Annotated in this window: 11 protein-coding genes and 1 pseudogene; 6 read left to right on the top strand and 6 right to left on the bottom strand. The window is 61.0% G+C overall.

The window, feature by feature from the left end:
• Positions 1 to 54: 54 nt before the first annotated feature.
• The 3 genes from AC6IY7_RS19980 to AC6IY7_RS19970 form a co-directional block, all read right to left on the bottom strand.
• Positions 55 to 1,200 (bottom strand): AGE family epimerase/isomerase, encoded by a 1,146-nt coding sequence (locus tag AC6IY7_RS19980; protein ID WP_497782998.1) that lies wholly within the window; start codon positions 1,198 to 1,200, stop codon positions 55 to 57.
• Between the two features lie 121 nt (positions 1,201 to 1,321).
• Positions 1,322 to 2,557 carry an HAD-IIIA family hydrolase gene (locus AC6IY7_RS19975; protein ID WP_497782997.1) on the bottom strand — a complete coding sequence of 412 codons (1,236 nt, stop codon included), beginning with the start codon at positions 2,555 to 2,557 and terminating at the stop codon, positions 1,322 to 1,324.
• A gap of 38 nt (positions 2,558 to 2,595) precedes the next feature.
• Positions 2,596 to 3,468 carry a hypothetical protein gene (locus tag AC6IY7_RS19970; protein WP_497783141.1) on the bottom strand — a complete coding sequence of 291 codons (873 nt, stop codon included), beginning with the start codon at positions 3,466 to 3,468 and terminating at the stop codon, positions 2,596 to 2,598.
• A gap of 328 nt (positions 3,469 to 3,796) precedes the next feature.
• Here AC6IY7_RS19970 and AC6IY7_RS19965 point away from each other — a divergent pair, with 328 nt between their 5' ends.
• The 3 genes from AC6IY7_RS19965 to AC6IY7_RS19955 are packed head-to-tail and all read left to right on the top strand — an operon-like array spanning position 3,797 to position 7,430.
• Positions 3,797 to 5,074 (top strand): glycosyltransferase, encoded by a 1,278-nt coding sequence (locus AC6IY7_RS19965; RefSeq protein WP_497783140.1) that lies wholly within the window; start codon positions 3,797 to 3,799, stop codon positions 5,072 to 5,074.
• On the top strand, positions 5,071 to 6,336 hold the full coding sequence (locus tag AC6IY7_RS19960) for a glycosyltransferase family 4 protein (protein WP_497782996.1): 1,266 nt from the start codon (positions 5,071 to 5,073) through the stop codon (positions 6,334 to 6,336). The genes AC6IY7_RS19965 and AC6IY7_RS19960 overlap by 4 nt, the downstream gene beginning before the upstream one ends.
• Positions 6,324 to 7,430 carry a GHMP family kinase ATP-binding protein gene (locus AC6IY7_RS19955; protein WP_497782995.1) on the top strand — a complete coding sequence of 369 codons (1,107 nt, stop codon included), beginning with the start codon at positions 6,324 to 6,326 and terminating at the stop codon, positions 7,428 to 7,430. Before AC6IY7_RS19960 ends, AC6IY7_RS19955 begins: the two co-directional genes overlap by 13 nt.
• 119 nt (positions 7,431 to 7,549) lie before the next feature.
• Here AC6IY7_RS19955 and AC6IY7_RS19950 read toward each other — a convergent pair.
• The 3 genes and pseudogenes from AC6IY7_RS19950 to AC6IY7_RS19940 all read right to left on the bottom strand — a co-directional run bounded on the left by AC6IY7_RS19950 (position 7,550) and on the right by AC6IY7_RS19940 (position 10,544).
• Positions 7,550 to 8,300, bottom strand: a pseudogene (locus AC6IY7_RS19950) (IS5 family transposase).
• Between the two features lie 55 nt (positions 8,301 to 8,355).
• On the bottom strand, positions 8,356 to 9,669 hold the full coding sequence (locus AC6IY7_RS19945) for an ATP-binding protein (RefSeq protein WP_497782994.1): 1,314 nt from the start codon (positions 9,667 to 9,669) through the stop codon (positions 8,356 to 8,358).
• A complete protein-coding gene (locus AC6IY7_RS19940) occupies positions 9,666 to 10,544 on the bottom strand; it encodes a response regulator (RefSeq protein WP_497783132.1) in 879 nt (292 codons plus the stop codon). Before AC6IY7_RS19940 ends, AC6IY7_RS19945 begins: the two co-directional genes overlap by 4 nt.
• A gap of 201 nt (positions 10,545 to 10,745) precedes the next feature.
• On the opposite strand from AC6IY7_RS19940, the gene AC6IY7_RS19935 reads away from it, so the two are divergent.
• The 3 genes from AC6IY7_RS19935 to AC6IY7_RS19925 are packed head-to-tail and all read left to right on the top strand — an operon-like array spanning position 10,746 to position 18,198.
• On the top strand, positions 10,746 to 11,834 hold the full coding sequence (locus AC6IY7_RS19935) for an MdtA/MuxA family multidrug efflux RND transporter periplasmic adaptor subunit (RefSeq protein WP_497783131.1): 1,089 nt from the start codon (positions 10,746 to 10,748) through the stop codon (positions 11,832 to 11,834).
• A complete protein-coding gene (locus tag AC6IY7_RS19930) occupies positions 11,831 to 14,929 on the top strand; it encodes an efflux RND transporter permease subunit (protein ID WP_497783130.1) in 3,099 nt (1,032 codons plus the stop codon). The genes AC6IY7_RS19935 and AC6IY7_RS19930 overlap by 4 nt, the downstream gene beginning before the upstream one ends.
• On the top strand, positions 14,926 to 18,198 hold the full coding sequence (locus AC6IY7_RS19925; protein WP_497783129.1) for an efflux RND transporter permease subunit: 3,273 nt from the start codon (positions 14,926 to 14,928) through the stop codon (positions 18,196 to 18,198). Before AC6IY7_RS19930 ends, AC6IY7_RS19925 begins: the two co-directional genes overlap by 4 nt.
• Positions 18,199 to 18,206 lie beyond the last annotated feature (8 nt).

The raw sequence follows: 18,206 nt of genomic DNA, 5'->3' as shown, positions 1-18,206 counted from the left end.
CTGCCGCACCCCATCGCGTAGCTATCGGCACAAATTGCACCGCAACCGTTTTGGTCACCGCCGCCAAGGTGGTGCGTCGGCGCTTTCCGCAGCGTCAACCGCGCAACAGATATGATAGAGCGAACTCGCAGGAACAAAATCGCTCCTCATGCATCCGTGGGCGTCGAATTCATCGATCCAACTGCCCGAGAGAGCTGGCTTGAGAAACCGTTCGTGCATCGCATCTAGGAAGTCCTTCGCCGTCGGGCCGCAGAAACGATCCTGTCGCGCACTCATCACCAAGGCGGCCTTCGCCGCCTCCGTGTAAAACCAGAGGCGCGTCGAACGATCCACGGCTCCGCCGATCGTCCCGCGTGCGAAGATTTCGCAGTTGGAGCCGACGCCAACGTGCAACGCCGTGTTCCAGAGCCCATCCAAAGCGTTCGCCAGATCGAACCGTCGCAATTTTTCGTAGCGATCCAATAGCCAGATCCACTCGAAGTGATGGCCCGGCTCGAAAGGAAAGTGAGGGCCGTCGAGGGGACGCCATTCATTGTCGAAAAACTCGACGACGACCGAGCCTTCACTTTGAAGAAAGCGCGCAAAGAACAAGTCGCGCACTGCCGTCGCACGTTCCAAATAGCTCGATCTTTTTGTGGCATCGAAAAGCGCAAGTAGCGCTTCCAGCAAATGCATGTGCGGATTTTGACGACGGTGGCCGCGGGAGTCCGGGAGCGTCTCGATATATCCACCATGCGCCGAGGCCATGTATCCGTCCAGGAAATCCAGTGTCTTATCCGCTAGCGCAATATAGGCGCGATCCTGTGTCGTCTCATAGGCCGTCGCCAGACCTAGCAGGACGAACGCATGCGTATAGAGATCACGACGATTATCGACGACTGCGCCGTCACGCGCGACAGAAAACGCCCAGCCACGCGCGCCATCGACGCCGTAATATCGCCTGACCATCGAATCGGCCGCCCGCGAAACCAAGTCCTCTCCGTCCGAAAGCCAGCCGTTTCTATGTGCAGCCCCAAAAGCGTAAATCTGCCGAGCTTGCACCATAACCCGTCTCGGCGTGTCGAGCAGAGGCTCTCCTCGAAAGGAGAGGCTTTCGACGAACGAATCCGTATCCTGGTCCCATCCAACCGACGACCATAAGGGAAGAGCTTCCTCCTTCAACCAGGCGCCGACGGAGCACGGCGCCACCACTCTCGTCATATCATTCCTCTCGGGCTCGTGACGTTCGGCGTAGGCGAATAGAATTGCGCGCGATCATCGGATGTCGACGCTAGAGTCTCTGAGCCGCCGGGCGAGCACGTCTCCACGCCGATCGGCGCCCCTACGATTTCGTGCGAGCATGATGCTTAGCAACACGCTCGATCTCCGGTCGTATAGACTCATAGAGATCGCCCCCCGGGAACACTAGTCCTCGGATCCCTGCACGCCGCGCCGCCTCTACATCACTTTCTTTGTCGCCAACGAGAAAACTCATAGCGACGTCGATCGGCCAGTCTTCCAACGCCTGCAGGATCATGCCCGGGTTGGGCTTACGATCTGGATGATCCGGGTGCCGCCATTCGATATCGACGGCTTCGGGGTGGTAGGGGCAGAAATAAAATGCATCGATGTGCGCGCCCGCGGCAGCGAGCCGCTCGGACATGGCCGTATGAAATCGATGAACATCCTCAATACGAAAGAGCCCGCGCCCAACGCCCGATTGATTGGTGACCACGATGACCAAGCCCGCCGAGTCATTGACGTAACGAATGGCTTCAATGGCGCCTGGAATCCAATCGAGCTCCTCCGCACGATGGCTATAGCCAAAATCGCGGTTGAGCACCCCGTCGCGGTCAAAGAACACGGCAGGACGGCGTCGCGCGGAAAGGTCACGACGCGCTTCGAAGAGAGAGTCCGGCGTTCCGATATCAATGAAATAACCTTCGAACTCTGCCCCGGCCAGCATGCGCGCTTTCGCAAGTCGAGGATAGACGTTCAACTCCATCGAACACGGCCCCTCTCCGACGCAGCCCAAAATCTCCCGTCGAAACACGCCGACGCCGCCATTGATCAACGCCTCTCCGGCGCCACACTGCTTTTCGCGAAAGGCGACGACATATCCATTCTCCGTTACCACGCTGCCGTAACGGCTCGCATTCGATGTCCGACGGAGCGCGAGCGCGCCCATGACCTTTGGCTCGCTCTCTAGCAACGCCGTGAGCCGCCGCAAATTGACGTCGAACAGCGTATCGCCATTCACCAGCAAAAAAAACGGGTCGAGCAATGGCTCCGCATTCTTCAATGCGCCCGCTGTTCCCGCGGGAACGCTCTCAACGATCACACGGACAGCCGCGCCGTGAATGGAGCGGCCATCGTAGCGCTGCGCTATTTTGTCGGCCAAATGTCCCGCGAGCAATAGAATATCCTGGAACCCGTGGCGAGCGATTTCGAACAGCAGAAGGTCGAGAAACACCGTATCTTCGTCGATGGCCATGAGCGGCTTCGGAGTTGCGGCCGCTAAGGCGCCGAGACGAGTTCCCTTGCCGCCGACCAATATTGCTGCCTGTTTCGTCACCATCGCGCCGCGAACCTCTCGTCTGGGCATTCCATCGAAGGTCAGGTCGTTCGCTTCTGAAATTTGGACCAGGCCGCTTTCGAAAGCTCTTTCCAGGCGCTCGCGAATATATCGTGTGACGGAAGCGAGAGCGCTCCCGCCCAATGCGCCAGATAAATCTCTTTGCCATCGGGATCGAGCGGCTTGCCATCTCGGAAAGTGATTCCGGGCGCCTTGTAGAAATTCTCATGCGAAGCATTGTCGACGCAATGCGGCAAGAGCGCGGTCTTCAGCCCACGCCGATGCACGACAAAATTCATCAGAGGCTGCGCGAACAGCTGACCTCGCTTGCGAATGTCGTGAAACATCTCGACGTCGCTGTCGATCGTTGCGAGAACATCGGAAAGCGTGAGGAAGCGGCTCGACGTCACCCAAAATCCGTCGTTGAATAAGAGAGCGTCGTCCAAGAAGGCGTGTCTTTTCCGATTCTCGTTGTAGACATAGTCGAAGCTCGGCGATGCGACGATGAACTCGACCTTCCCCCTTTCGAGGCGACCGAAAACCGGCCTCAGATCCCGAAAAAGGATCACATCGACGTCCACGTAGGCGACCTCGTCGAGAGGCAGTACGAGCGCCTGCAGCTTACGAAGCCGGCGTCGATGCGTGTTAAAGATCCCGGGATAGAGTTGATAGGACAATCGATCGATTTCAACGGGCTCGCTTTCTACAATCGTCGCGCCATATAGTTCTGCTGCACATTTGGTTAGAGACATGTTGTCATCGTAGGGGATGAGATAGAGCGGAAGCGAGGAATTCGTGACGCTATAGCTCTCCAAGAACGGTAGCAACCAATCGATCATTTTGTCATTGGCGACAATCGAGACTCCATATCGTCGGTCGGAGGCTGGCAATTGATCGAACTCGGTCTCGTTCATCTGTAGTTCCATATCCATGCGGACGAATGTCCCATTTGACCGACGCCGGGAATCGCGGCTCGAAATTGCTGCTGCGCCCCGACCGTAGCCCGGACATTCGAGCAGAGGGTGCGCCGCGCGATGCATCCGTCACACCAATGTCAGTAGAAGCAGAAAGTCCTGCATATGGCGAAATTAAGATCGCATCCCGAAACAATGTCGCGCTTTTCCGACTCTCTACAAGATGTCGCTTTTAACTCGAATGCGAAATCATTTGGAAACACGGTTCCCCGGCAAAAAGCGCAAAAGGGGCGCGGGTGGCAGTTCCAAAGAAGGTTTCTTGAACGACATGCCGCGCTTCGAGAGAACGAACAATCCGAGCCCCACCCGGTCATTCGGCCGGGAGCTCGATGGGAAAACGGTCGCCATCGTCCATCCAGCTTGGTCGTCATGCGGAACCTATCGCGTCATTTGCGCCCAAGCCCTGGCCTATCGCGCGCTTGGCGCGCGCGTCCTGTCGATCGCTCTGATGGATGCGCCGACGGCCCAGGCGCCACGCGGGAAGCGGTGGCGGAAGTATTTGAGCGAAACTCACGATCTGCCGGTCGACGAGCGCTATTGTTCCGGTCCGTCCACTCGAAGCTTGGCGAGCCTCTCGTTGCTCAAAAACGGATGGTGGCCTCTCATCCACGGGGACCAAGCGTCCTGGCTGATCGAGCTCGTCGAGCGGACGCCATTGCCCAACGGCCTCGACGACGAAACGATCGACTTCGTTCACGCCAATCACTTCTTCACATTGCCGTTCGTGCGGCGATTGGTAGGAAAACGTCGAGCGCCCGTGGCTCTCGAGACGCATGACATTCAAGCATCTCAATTCCTGCTGCGTAACCGAGATGGGTTCTTTATTTCCCCGCAAATTGGATTCGACGCGCTTCTCGCTATCGAGCTCGAGTGGATGAGAACAGCGGACATTTGCGTGCATCTCAATTACGAAGAGTGCGAGCTGTTCGAGCGCTTGCTGCCGCAAATGCGTCATGCGCTCGTCTACCCTGCGGTTCCGCCGGCGGCGCAATCGCGAAGGGGCGAGAGGATCATAGCCGTCGCGAGCGGGCACTATCCGAACTATCTTGGAATCAAATGGTTGTTGGAGGAAGTTCTGCCTCTGGCGCCGGAGGTTTCGGTCGACATCGTCGGCGATATCGATCAAGTGATCAAAGCCCGCGATAAGCGACTGTACGACGCATATCGACACCTGTTTTTGGGACGCGTGCCGGAGATCGAGTGGGTCTATGAACGCGCAGCCTGCGTTTTGCTGCCCACACTGGGAGGGTTCGGACTGTCGATCAGGACGGTGGAAGCTCTTTCCAGCGGTGCGCCCCTGATTGCGACGCCGCTTGCATTTCGTGGCCTGAATGTCGATTTGCAAGAGATTCGCAACGTCACCGTCGCCACGGATGCGCCGAGCTTCGCCGCTGCGCTTCGGAACGCTCATGCTCGCGCTAGCAGCGGGGATGGCGTCACGCCGAATTGCACGAGCGACACCCGCCGCTTTTTCGATCGAGTGTTCGGTTTCGATGCTTATGTCGAGGCGATCTCGGGAATGGCTGCGGAGATGTTAGTCGCATGAACCAGTCCTTCTTCTTCCGTCCGGCGCACTCGGCGTCACTCGTCGACAAGGAAGTGGCCGTGGTGCATCCGGCGTGGCATTCCTGCGGAAGCTACCAGTCGATCCTCGGTCAAATCGCCGCGTATCGTGCAATGGGCGCACATGTTTCGACTATCGCGGTCAGCACCGATCCCGGTTTCGTTCCCGGCCGCTCCTGGATATGGCGGTCCTACCTCGAGTCGACGTCGGAGCTCGAAAGCGAGGCGCGCTTCATCGGCGGCGCCCCCCTCCGCACGGTTTTGCACCCCAAATTCCTTCGCGACGCCGTTTGGCCCTATGCGCATGGCAATCAGGCAATCATCCGCACGGCTCTTGCGGAACGAGCACTGTTCTCCAAAGATCTCGAGAGACGATCGTTCGATCTCGTGCACTGCAATCACTTTTTTTTGATGCCTGTCGCCGTGCGACTCTCCCGGGGACGCTCGCCGATCCTTCTCGACAGTCACGATTTGCAAGCGCGTCAATTCATGCTGATGAATACGAAGATCGGGTGGCTGCGTCCACATGCGAGCTACGACTCGATGCTCGTAGTCGAGCTCGAGAGCATGCGGTGCGCCGATCTGCTCTTGCATGTGAATGTGGAAGAGCACGAAGCTTTCGCGCAACTGCTTCCGGAGAAGCGCCATGCTCTCCTCTATCCGGCAGGTCCAGAGGCGCCGGTTGGCCCGGGCGGCGATGACATTGTCATCGTAGCGAGCAACAATACCGCCAATGTCGAAAGCGTCGTCTGGTTTCTGCGGCAGGTTGCGCCAAAGATCGCTGGGATCAACGTCAAAATCGTCGGCAATGTCGATAGCGGCGTGCGATCGGAAGCGCCCGACGAGTTCGCACGCTATCGCGATTGGTTCGTCGGACGCGTGGAGGATGTCCGAAGTGTCTATGGAACGGCTCGCCTCGTTCTTCTACCGATGGTCCAGGGCTTCGGCCTGTCGATTAAAACGCTGGAAGCGATGGCGAGCGGATTGCCAATGATCGCGACCTCCGCCGCTCTACGTGGAATGCAGGATGACGCCGCGGCTCTCGGAGAGGTGACAGTCGCCGACGACCCGGACGCATTCGCCCATGCGCTGCGGGAAAAGGCGCGAGAACGGAGTCCGTCGGAAGCCCAGCGACGGATAAGCGGAGTGAGAGCCTATTACGAGGCGAATTTCTCCTTGTCCGTCTATGAACGAAATCTCGAGGCTCTGGTGGCATCGACCCTGGGGAGCGGATGTCAGCCATGAAATCTCTCGCTATCGGCTCAGAGCTCCTGCGGCCTGGAATACGCAGCGTCCAGCCGACGGCAGCGTCGACCATTCGTTCGCGCGCGCCATTGCGCCTGGGGTTCGGAGGCGGCGGCACGGATCTTTCGCCATTTTGCGATTTGCATGGCGGCGCGGTGTTGAACTGCACGATAGATCGCTACGCATATTGCTATGTCACTCCGCGGAACGATATGAAGGTGATCTTCGACGCGCGCGACAAGGGGGTGACCGAAAGCCATGCATTCGGCGCGCCGATCGACAGCTCGTTTGGTCTGCGGCTCCATAGAGGGGTATTCAATCGATTTCTCGAGGATGGCGTCCTATCGCGATCTACAGGCGTCACCATGGTGACGACGGCGGATGCGCTCGCAGGTTCTGGGCTCGGGACTTCGTCCGCGCTGGTCGTCGCCATGTGCGAGGCAATGCGGGAATATGCGGGGGCGCCGCTCGGACGTTACGAGCTGGCGCATTTGGCGTTCGAAATCGAGCGTCGAGAGCTTCGGCTCGCAGGCGGCAAGCAGGATCAATATTCCGCCGCCTTCGGAGGGGTCAATTTCATCGAATTCTTCGACCAGGATCGCGTGATCGTGAATCCGCTGCGCGTGCATAGGAATATCTCGCTGGAGCTCGAAGCGTCGCTGGTGATTTGCTTTACCGGGCTGTCCCGAGATTCCGACGCGATCATCGACGCCCAGATCAGCAGAATCGTGTCGAAGGACGCTGGCGTCGTCGAAGCAATGCTGTCGCTCAAGGAGGCGGCGTTCGCGATGAAGCGCGCATTGCTCGCAGGTGATTTATGTGCTTTCGGAGACATGTTGAATCGGTCTTGGCTGTCGAAGAAAAGCACCGCTGCGACGATTTCGAACGATCGCATCGAGCGACTGTTGAAGATCGGGCATGACACCGGCGCCTATGCCTGTAAGGTGTCGGGAGCCGGTGGAGGAGGCTTCCTCTTGTTCATGACGCCGCCCGAGCGCAAGTCGGAGCTGATCTGTGCGCTCAACGTCGCCGGAGGGGAAGCGACTCCGGTGCGTTTGACCGAAGATGGCGTGGAGGCTTGGACGCAGCCGTGAGATAGTGACTTCTGTCGGTCTTCGCGCCTGGCGGCGTCGCGGCTCGGGCGATGCGGCCATGGCTTTTTGCGAAGTAATTCTGTCGCGCGGCGCTCGCACCCACTAGGGCCTGTTGGGATTCAGCGTGAGCTTATCACGGCGGCGGCGAGATGGATCATGGCGCCGAAGCTCTGATCTGTCTTGTCGGCTCGCATCGCGATGCGTTTGAACTCTTTGAGCTTGCCGAAGAAATTTTCGATCAGATGCCGCCATTTATATATTTCCAGATCGATTTTGCGCGGCTGACTGCGGCGCGAGTGTTGTGAAATCACGACCTTGGCGCCGCGCTCGTCGAGGTCGGCGATGATGGCGTTGCTGTCGAAGGCCTTGTCGGCGATCAGCGCCGCGAAAGACAATCCTTCGATCAACGGCGGCACATCGACAGCGTCGAAACGCTGCCCCGGCATCAGACGAAAGCGCACGAGATTGCCGAGCGCATCGGTGAGCGCCAGAATTTTCGTGGTCATGCCGCCTTTGGATTTGTCTATGGCCTGGCTCGAAGTCCCCCTTTTGCGCCCTGGCCATGGCGGTGGACCTTCACGATCGTCGCATCGACCATAACGTATTCCATGTCGGGCTCATCGGAGACAGCGTCGAACATTCGCTGCCAGACATCAGCCTTCACCCAGTCACGAAAACGCGTGATGCGGTGCTCCAGTTACCGAAAAGCGCTGGCAGATCGCGCCAGGGGCTTCCTGTGCGAGCGATCCACAACACCGCCTCCACAAAAAGTCGGTTGTCCCTCCCGCTGCGGCCGGGATCGCTGGCCTTGCCGAGGCAAAGCGGCTCCATCTTCGCCCATTGGGCGTCCGTCAATGCGAATCGATCCATCCAAAGCTTGCATCACGCCGAGCTAAAAATGGGAATTCCTGAATCCCAACAGACCCTAGATCGGAAATACAATTCTGGCGATGAGGCCGTGCGGGTCGCGGTGGCGGAGGTCGAGCCGGCCCCGATGCGCTTCGACGATTTCTTTGACGATAGAAAGTCCGAGGCCGACGCTTCCGGGCCGCGCGGAGCGCGAAGGGTCGAGGCGAACGAAAGGTTCGAGAATTTCCTCGATGCGTCCGGCGGGAACGCCGGGACCGTCATCGGCCACGTCTAGCACGATGCGAGTTCCGTCCGTCGAAGCGGAAACGTCGACGCGATTGCCGAAATGAATGGCATTTTCGATCAGATTGGTCAGGGCGCGATTGATCGCGTTGGGTCGACAGAAAAAGCGAATGTCCGCGCCGCCTTCATAAGCGATCCGGGCTCCCGTTTCTTCGAATTCGTCACACAAGGTCGACAAAAGAGCGCCGAGATCGAGCCATTCCTTCTCTTCTTCGTCGAAGGCGCCGTTGAGAAAGGAGAGTGTCGAGGCGACCATCGAATGCATCAGATCGACATCGCGCAGAAGCTTGCTTCTGAGACTTTCCATTTTTCCGGCTTGCAGCTGTAGACGCATGCGCGTGAGAGGCGTCCTGAGGTCATGCCCGACAGCCGCGAGCATGCGCGTGCGATCGCTCATAGACCGCATGACGCGTTCCTGCATCAGATTGAAGGCTCTCGCCGCGCGTCGTATTTCGAGCGGCCCCTCTTCCTGGATGGGCTCCAGCGTGATCTCGCGTCCGAATGCGTCGGCCTTGTCGGCGAGACGACGCAACGGTCCGGTGACGCGCCAAACGGCCCAAGCGGACAATGCGGCGAGCGCCACGCAGAGAAACAGCAGGGCTCCCACGAGCGGAAAGGTGAGCCACGGAAAATGGTCTACTCCCGGGTTGGCGGTTCGGATCTCCAGCGTTTGTCCATTCAATGGTAGCAGCGCTTGAAGATCGGTCGCCGGGTCGCCGGAGCCGCAAGAGCGGACAGTCGGCTCGGAAAGAGCATGGTCGAATTTCGATCGCAGCGCCGATTGGAGATTCTGAGCGTCTTTGTCGTTTCCGTCGCAAGTGACGGGCGCGGACGTCAATTGGACGACGAAATCACTTCGGCGTGCGCGGGCGACGATAGCCGAACGCGCATCCTCCGGCGCTCCGAGGACGCTCTCGAAGACGAACGCGATTCGATAGGCGCTCGGCCAAGGCCATGGCGGCGGCGGAGGGAGATTGGTGTTGATGGTCGACAGAATGGCGAGGAAGAGAAAGAAGGTCGTCGCGGAAGACACGGCGATGATCGCAATGATCTGACCGAGCGTCGTCGCGAAGAAGCGCTGAATCATTCGATCGAGACTTCCGGCTGGAAGGCGTATCCATCCGCGCGCACCGTATGGATGACGTCGGTGAACGGATCGTCGTCAGAAAGCTTGCGGCGAAGACGGCTGACGAGGAGATCGACAGATCGCGGCGCAATGGCGAAACCTTCGCCACGCGAGAGATTTATCAGCTCTTCTCGTGAGAGAATTCGGCGCGTGTTCCGGCAGAACACCAGCAGCAGATCCGTCTCCGCGCCGGTGAGTGGCACGCGCAAGCCGGTCGGTGAGCGCAGGAAACGGCGCTGCGGGTGGAAGGCATAGCCGGAAAAGCGCAAGACCAGCTCGGCGTCGAAACGTTCGCCGACCGGAGGACGGCGAAGCACGGCGCGAATACGCGCCAGCAGCTCGCGAAGATCGAAAGGCTTGCCGACATAATCGTCGGCGCCGAGCTCCAACCCGACGACTTTGTCGACCGGCTCGCTAAGCGCCGTCAGCATGATGATGCGCGGGCCGCCAGACGAACGCAGGCTGCGGCAGAACTCGAATCCATCCGCGCCCGGCAGCATGACGTCGAGGAGAACGAGATCGATTTCCTCCCGCGCCAGGATCGGCCCGGCTTCCTCGGAGCTGCCGCAAGCCATGGCGACGAAGCCCTTGGCTCGCAGAAAGCCGGCGAGAAGATCGCGTATCTCGAGATCGTCCTCGACAATGAGGATGTTGTGGGTCTTGTTCAACGCTACTTCGGACTCCCGAGACCGCGCGGCGAGGTCGCCGAGGCGACACACATGGATAGGCGCGTTAGCGCCGATCGGCAATATTCGACCTGTGTCGATACTGACACATTGCGTGAAAATATCAAATAAACAAGCATTTAGTTGAGAACTGCCGAGGCTTGGTTTCATATGTGCGCCGATGACCGGGCAGCGTCGCCTCGGCCTTGGGTTTCGCCTGTTCTCATGGAAAAGCGCCTCTCATTCTACAGAACTTCCGATCGCCCGGCGCGCGCGATCGGAGAGACTGTTCGCCGGTGGCTGAGCCCGGTCGTGGCGTTTGCCGTCATCGCGGGGATTGTGCTTTTGCGAGCGCCATGGAAAAGCCCCGGCATGGGCGCCCCCGGCGGCCTCCCGCCCGTAGGGTCCCCGGGCCTCGCATCCGCCCAATCGGTCACGGTCGCGACCGTGACGAAAGGCGATGTGCCGATCATTCTCACATCGCTCGGCACATTGACCTCGATCGCGACGGCGACTGTCAAATCGCAGATCAGCGGCTATCTCACCGAAATCCACTTCCACGAGGGGCAGATGGTGGAGAAGGGCGAGCTGCTCGTCCAGATCGATCCGCGCCCCTATGAAGCGACGCTTGCCCAATACCAAGGGCAGCTCGAGAAGGATCAGGCGCTGCTCGACAATGCGCGTCTCGATCTGCAACGCTATCAACGTCTGATAAAACAGGATTCGACATCCAAGCAGACGGTCGACACCGCAGCGGCCACGGTCCGCCAATATGAGGGGATCGTGCGCAGCGACCAGGGGCTGGTCGACGCGCAAAAGCTGAACCTCGCCTATTGTCGTATCGTTTCGCCGGTCCGAGGCCGCGTGGGACTGCGCCAGACCGACCTCGGCAACTATGTCACGCCCGCGGATACGAACGGCTTGGTGGTCGTCACTCAGATCGATCCGATCTCGGTCGTCTTCACCTTGCCGGAGGAAAGCTTGCGCAAGCTCATGAAGCGTTTGCGCGAAGGCGCGCGCCCGGCAGTGACGGCCTATGACCGCGCCTTTGCGGAAAAGCTCGCCGTCGGCGTTCTCGACGCGGTGGACAATCAGATCGACACGAGCACTGGAACCGTCAAGCTCCGCGCCTTGTTCGAAAACGCCGACGGCTCGCTGTTTCCCAATCAATTCGTCAATGTCGAGCTGCTGCTCGACACTCAGCGCGACGTGATCGTCGCGCCCGCGGTCGCCGTGCGCGCCGGCGCGCCGAGGACCTTCGTCTATCTCGTCAACCCCGACGACACGGTTTCCGTGCGCAAGATATCGACCGGTGCGACCGCCGGCGGAAGCATCGTGATCCTGTCCGGTCTAGCGCCGGGCGATCGCGTGGTCGTGGAAGGCGCCGATCGCCTGAGCGAGGGCGCGAAAATTCGCATCCCCGGCGCGCAGTCGGCGCGCTTGGGTCAGGCGCTCCCATGAATCCGTCGCGCTTGTTCATTCTGCGGCCGGTGGCGACGACACTCCTCATGATGGCCTTGCTCTTCGTCGGCGTCGTCGCCTGGCGCTATCTTCCCCTCTCTGCGCTTCCGACCGTCGAATATCCGACGATCCAGGTTCAGACCTTCTATCCGGGTGCCAGTCCGGAGGTCATGACCTCCGCCGTCACGGCGCCGCTCGAGAAGCAGCTGGGGCAGATGGCGAGTCTGCGGCAGATGTCCTCGAAGTCCTCGGCCGGCGCCTCCGTCATCACGCTGCAATTCGATCTGTCGCTGTCGCTCGATATCGCCGAGCAGGAGGTGCAGGCGGCGATCAACGCTGCGACGAATTTGTTGCCGAGCGATCTCCCCACGCCGCCTGTCTACGCCAAGATCAATCCGGCCGACGCTCCGATTCTCGTCATCGCCGTGACCTCGCCGACGACGCCGCTGATCGAGCTCCAGACTCTCGCAGACACGCGGCTCGCGCAAAAAATCTCGCAGCTCACCGGCGTCGGCCTGGTGACGCTCGCGGGCGGCCACAAGCCGGCAGTCCGCGTGCGCGCTAATATTCGCGCCTTGTCGGCGCTTGGGCTCAACATCGACGATCTACGCACGACGCTCGGCAATATCAATGTCAACACGCCGAAGGGCACGCTCGACGGACCGCATCGCTCCTATACGATCGACGCCAACGATCAGATTCAGGATCCGCGCGATTATCTCGATTCGGTGATCGCCTATAAGAACGGCCGTCCGGTCAGGCTCGCAGATGTCGCGAAGGTCGAGCGGGACGCCGAGAACACGCAGCTGCGCGCCTGGGCGAATACGACGCCGGCGATTCTGCTCAACGTCCAACGCCAGCCCGGCGCCAATGTCATCGATGTCGTCGACGCAGTCAAAGCGTTGCTGCCGCGGCTGACGGCCGGTCTCCCTTCCTCGATCCGAGCGGAGGTTCTGATCGATCGCACCACCACGATACGCGCCTCGATCGCTGACGTCGAATTCGAGCTCGCCCTTGCGATCGCCCTCGTCGTGATGGTGATCTTCCTATTCTTGCGCAATCTGCGCGCGACCCTCATTCCGAGCCTTTCGGTTCCGCTTTCGCTCGTCGGAGGATTCGCCGCAATGTATCTGTGGCGATTCAGCCTCGACAATCTCTCCTTGATGGCGCTGACCATAGCGACGGGCTTTGTCGTCGACGATGCGATCGTCGTCATCGAGAACATCAGCCGTCACATAGAAGCCGGCATGCGCCCCTTCGACGCGGCGCTGAAAGGCTCGCGAGAGATCGCCTTTACCATCGTCTCCTTGACCGTCTCGTTACTCGCCGTGCTGATCCCACTTTTCTTCATGAGCGACATGATCGGCCGTTTGTTCTATGAGCTCTCGGTGACGCTCGCCTCGGCGATCGTCATTTCGGCCGTCGTGTCCTTGACTTTCGTCCCGATGATGTGCGCGCGGCTCTTGCGCGAGCGGCCCATGCAGTCAGAAGCGCGCGCCGGCGGCCGTGGATGGTTCGATTCTCTGCTCGCCGGTTACGACCGAGCGCTCGCTGTCTCCCTCGATCATCAGAATGCGACGCTCGCCGTTGCGGTCGCCACTCTCGCCCTGACGGCCGCGCTCGCTCTCGTGGTGCCGAAGGGGTTCTTTCCGGTACAGGACACGGGCGTCATCCAAGGCGTCACCGAGGCGGCGCAGTCCATCTCCTTCGCACGCATGAGCGAGCTGCAGACGGATCTCGCCAAGGCGGTCCTTGAAGACGAGGATGTCGCCGGCCTATCCTCCTTCATCGGGATCGACGGCGACAACACGACGCTCAACAGGGGCCGCATGCAGATCATTCTGCGTCCCAAGTCCGAGCGGCGCCTCTCGGCGCGCCAGATCATCCACCGCATTCAAGCGCATGTCGCCAAGGTCGCCGGCGTCGCCCTCTACATGCAACCGGCGCAGGACCTCACCGTGGAGACCGAGGTCAGCGCGACGCAATATCAATTCATTCTCGACAACCCCTCGTCGACCGAGCTCGGCGCCTGGACGCCGAAGCTCGTCACCGAGCTTCGCAAGGCCTCCGGGCTGGTGGACGTCACCAGCGACCTCCAGGACGACGGCCTCGCTGCGATGATCGAGGTCGATCGCGCGACGGCGGCGCGCTTCGGCATCACTCTGGCGACGATCGACAACGCGCTCTACGACAGTTTCGGCCAGCGCATCGTCAGCACGATCTTCACGCAAGCTAACCAGATGCGCGTCATTCTCGAGGCCGATCCCGACCTTCGTCGCGGACTCGACACTTTCGATTCCATCTATCTGCCCTCGGCGACGGCGACGGCGACCAGCGAACAGGCGCCGCTCTCCGCCATCGCGCACGTCGTCGTCGGCCGCAAGCCGGTCCTGATCGGACATTTTTCGCAATTTCCGGCGACGACGATCTCCTTCAATCTCGCGAGCGGTGCGTCGTTGGGCGAGGCGATCACGGCGGTCGAGAACGCCGAGCGCGCGATCGGCTTGCCGACGAGCTTCGGGACGTATTTTCAAGGCGCGACCGCCGCCTTCCGATCTTCCTTGACCAATGAATTCTATCTGGTGCTCGCCGCCGTTCTGGTCATGTATGTCGTGCTCGGCGTGCTCTATGAGAGCTTCGTCCATCCTCTGACGATCCTTTCCACTCTCCCTTCCGCCGCCCTCGGCGCGCTGCTGGCCATGGCGATCACCGGCTCCGATCTCGACGTCATCGCCATCATTCTCCTGATCGGCATCGTCAAAAAGAATGCGATCATGATGATCGATTTCGCCCTCGTCGCCGAGCGCGACGAGGGCCTGCCGCCGCGCGAGGCCATCCGCCGCGCCTGCCTTCTGCGCTTCCGGCCGATCCTGATGACGACGATGGTTGCGCTGATCTCCGCCGCGCCTATGGCGCTCGGCTCTGGCAATGGCTCGGAGCTGCGCCAGCCGCTCGGCGTCGCCATGATCGGCGGCCTCGCCGTCAGTCAATTGCTGACCCTCTTCACGACGCCCGCCGTCTATCTCGCCTTCGATCGATTGGCCGTGCGATTGCGAGGACGTTTCGGCGCCGAGCGGCGGGAGAGCCTCACATGAGCATGGCGGCCCTCTTCGTCGGCCGTCCCGTCGCGACGACGCTGCTCACGCTCGCGATCGCCGTCTCCGGGCTGCTCGCCTTCGGCACTCTGGCCGTCGCGCCGCTTCCCAAGGTCGACTTCCCGACCATAATGGTGCAGGCGCAAATGCCGGGCGCGAGCCCGGAGACGATGGCGGCCACTGTGGCGGCGCCGCTCGAACGGCGACTCGGCCAGATCGCCGACGTCGCCGAAATGACGTCCGAGAACGCCGTCGGCTCGACGCGAGTCATTCTTCAGTTCGGTCTCGATCGCGACATCAATGGCGCGGCGCGCGATGTCGAGGCCGCGATCAACGCCGCGCGCGTCGATCTTCCGACAGCGCTGCGCGCCAAGCCGACCTATCGCCGATTCAATCCTGCCGAGGCGCCGATCCTGATCCTGGCGCTCACCTCCAAGACGCTCATGCCCGGTCAGCTCTACGACAGCGCGGCGACTGTTCTTCAGCAGCGTCTTCTCCAGGTCGACGGTATCGGCAATATCGATGTCGGAGGTAGCTCCCTCCCGGCCGTGCGCGTCGATCTCGATCCCCGCGCTCTGTTCGATTACGGGATCGCCATGGAGGAAATCCGGGCTGCGCTCTCGGCCGCGAACGCCAATAGCGCCAAAGGCGCGATCGACGAGGGCGAGCGCCGTTTCCAGCTCTATGCGAATGATCAGGCCACACACGCTCGCGACTATGCCGATCTCGTCGTCGCCTATCGCGACGGCCGGCCCGTGCTTCTGCACGATATCGCAAAAGTCGAAGACTCTGTCGAGAATGTGCGCAATATCAGCTATGTCAACGACAAATCGGCAGTCGTGCTGATCCTGTTCAAGCAGCCGGGCGGCAATATCGTCGAGATCGTCGATCACGTGAAGAGCTTGCTGCCGCAGCTGCGCGCCGCTTTGCCCGGCGATATAGAGCTGAGCCTCTCCGGCGACCGCAGCGTCACCATACGCTCGTCGCTCGCTCATGCCGAACAATCGCTCATTATCGCAGTGGCGCTCGTCGTGCTCGTCGTCTTCGTCTTTCTGCGCAGCGCGCAGGCGACACTCATCCCCGCCGTGACCGTGCCCGTGTCGATCCTCGGGTCCTTCGCCGTGATGAAATTTTGTGATTACAGTCTCGACGATCTCTCGTTGATGGCGCTGACGATCGCCACCGGCTTCGTCGTCGACGATTCGATCGTCGTCCTCGAGAATATCGCGTGGCACAGGGAGGCCGGCGCCTCGCGCATAGAGGCCGCCATTCGCGGGGCCGGCGAAGTGAGCTTCACCGTGGTCTCGATGAGCGTCTCTCTCGTCGCCGTGTTTCTGCCGATCCTTCTCATGGGCGGCCTCGTCGGTCGATTGTTCCGGGAATTCGCCATCGTGCTGTCGATCGCGATCGGCGTGTCCCTGCTGCTCGCGCTCACGACGACGCCGATGCTATGCGCGCTCTTCCTCGCGGGAAAGGAAGACCGCCCCGCAGGCCGTCTCGCGCGTGCGACCGGAGCCCCGCTCGACGGCCTGCGTCGCAGTTATGACCTTTCTCTGCGCGGCGCGCTCGCCCATCCGCGCCTCGTCCTCTTCTCTTTGTTTCTCACTGCGGGCTTCAACATTTTCCTTTTCGCCGTGGCGCCGAAGAGCCTCTTTCCGCTCGAGGACGGCGGATTGATGATGGGCGGGGTCCGCGCCGATCAGAGCATCTCCTTCGAGGCGATGCGTCTCGAGGTCGAGCAGACGCTCGCGATCATGCGGGCCGATCCCGCCGTCGAGACGGTGACTGCCTCCATCGGCGACGGCGCCGTCAATCAAGCGCGAATGTTCACCACGCTCAAGCCGCTCGAAGAGCGGCTGGACTCGGCCTTCGCGGTCATGGCGCGATTGCGCCCCAAGCTCGCGGCTATTCCCGGCGCCGATGTGATGATGTTTCCACGGCAGGAGCTGTTTCTCGGCGGCCGCATGAGCTTCGCGCAATTCCAATACACGCTGCTCTCCGACGACGCCGTCGTCCTTCGGAGCTGGGCGCCGAAGCTCTATGCGGCGATGAAGCAGCAACCAGCGCTCGTCGACGTCACATCCGATCAACAGATCGGCGGCCTCGAAACCAAGGTGGTGATCGATCGCGCGACAGCGGCGCGCTATGGCGTGACGCCAGACATCATCGACGCGACGCTCTACGACGCCTTCGGACAGCGGCAGGTATCGACCATCTACCAGGAACAAAATCAATATCACGTCGTCATGGGAATCGCGCCGCGATATCTGCAGGACCCTTCCTCGCTCGAGCAAATCTATGTCAGCACCTCGGGAGCGACCGCGAGCGGAACCACCTCCACCAACGCCACCTACGGAACCGTCTCCGTCGCTTCCTCGCAGCCGACCTCCGCGATCGCCTCGGCGCGCAACAAGGCGACGAATTCGATCGCTACGAGCAGCGGCGGCCGTGCGTCGAGCGCCGCCGCCGTCAGCTCCAGCCGCGCAGCCATGATTCCGATCACCGCCTTCGCGCGTCTCGAGCCGTCGACGACGCCTGTCCAGATCAACCACCAGGGCCAGGCCGCCGCAGCGACGATCTCATTCAATCTCGCGCCGGGCGCGACGCTCGCCGACGCGACCGCGGCAGTCGACAAGGCGGTCGGCGACATTCATCTGCCGAACGCGATCCACGGCGCCTTCGGCGGCTCTGCCGGCGCGTCCCAATCGCTCATCGGAACCATGCCTCTATTGATCGGATCGGCGCTCCTCGCCGTTTATGCCGTGCTCGGAATTCTCTACGAGAGCTATGTGCATCCGCTGACGATCCTTTCGACGCTTCCCTCCGCGGGCGTCGGCGCCGTGCTCGCATTGATCCTCGCCGGCGCGGATTTCAGCGTCATCGCGCTCATCGGCGTGTTCCTGCTGATCGGCATCGTCAAGAAGAACGCGATAATGATCGTCGATTTCGCTCTGCAAGCCGAGCGCGAGGATGGGCTGTCGCCGGCCGAAGCGGTTCATCGCGCCTGCCTCGCGCGCTTCCGTCCCATCATGATGACGACTTTCGCCGCTCTGCTCGGCGCAGTGCCGCTCGTGCTCGATCACGGCGTCGGGGCGGAGCTGCGGCGTCCGCTCGGCGTCTCGATCATCGGTGGGCTGATCGTCAGCCAATTTCTGACGCTCTATACGACTCCCGTCGTCTATCTCTATCTCGATCGGCTTTCGCTGTGGTCGCGCCGGCTCTGGCGTCGCGCCTTTCCGGGATCGAGCGTCGCGGAGCTCGCGGAATGAGGAGCCCA

The organism is Methylosinus sp. is20ea (genome assembly GCF_059718135.1).
Note: the sequence above shows the minus strand (reverse complement) of the source record. Positions and strands in the feature narration are given on the sequence as shown.

Bases quoted from the DNA above. Each gene is read 5' to 3' on its own strand.
- AC6IY7_RS19935 (WP_497783131.1), top strand. From the start codon at position 10,746: ATGGGCGCCCCCGGCGGCCTCCCGCCCGTAGGGTCCCCGGGCCTCGCA.
- AC6IY7_RS19945 (WP_497782994.1), bottom strand. From the start codon at position 9,669: ATGATTCAGCGCTTCTTCGCGACGACGCTCGGTCAGATCATTGCGATC.
- AC6IY7_RS19930 (WP_497783130.1), top strand. From the start codon at position 11,831: ATGAATCCGTCGCGCTTGTTCATTCTGCGGCCGGTGGCGACGACACTC.
- AC6IY7_RS19980 (WP_497782998.1), bottom strand. From the start codon at position 1,200: ATGACGAGAGTGGTGGCGCCGTGCTCCGTCGGCGCCTGGTTGAAGGAG.
- AC6IY7_RS19975 (WP_497782997.1), bottom strand. From the start codon at position 2,557: ATGGTGACGAAACAGGCAGCAATATTGGTCGGCGGCAAGGGAACTCGT.
- AC6IY7_RS19965 (WP_497783140.1), top strand. From the start codon at position 3,797: ATGCCGCGCTTCGAGAGAACGAACAATCCGAGCCCCACCCGGTCATTC.
- AC6IY7_RS19970 (WP_497783141.1), bottom strand. From the start codon at position 3,468: ATGAACGAGACCGAGTTCGATCAATTGCCAGCCTCCGACCGACGATAT.
- AC6IY7_RS19925 (WP_497783129.1), top strand. From the start codon at position 14,926: ATGAGCATGGCGGCCCTCTTCGTCGGCCGTCCCGTCGCGACGACGCTG.
- AC6IY7_RS19940 (WP_497783132.1), bottom strand. From the start codon at position 10,544: ATGAAACCAAGCCTCGGCAGTTCTCAACTAAATGCTTGTTTATTTGAT.
- AC6IY7_RS19960 (WP_497782996.1), top strand. From the start codon at position 5,071: ATGAACCAGTCCTTCTTCTTCCGTCCGGCGCACTCGGCGTCACTCGTC.
- AC6IY7_RS19955 (WP_497782995.1), top strand. From the start codon at position 6,324: ATGTCAGCCATGAAATCTCTCGCTATCGGCTCAGAGCTCCTGCGGCCT.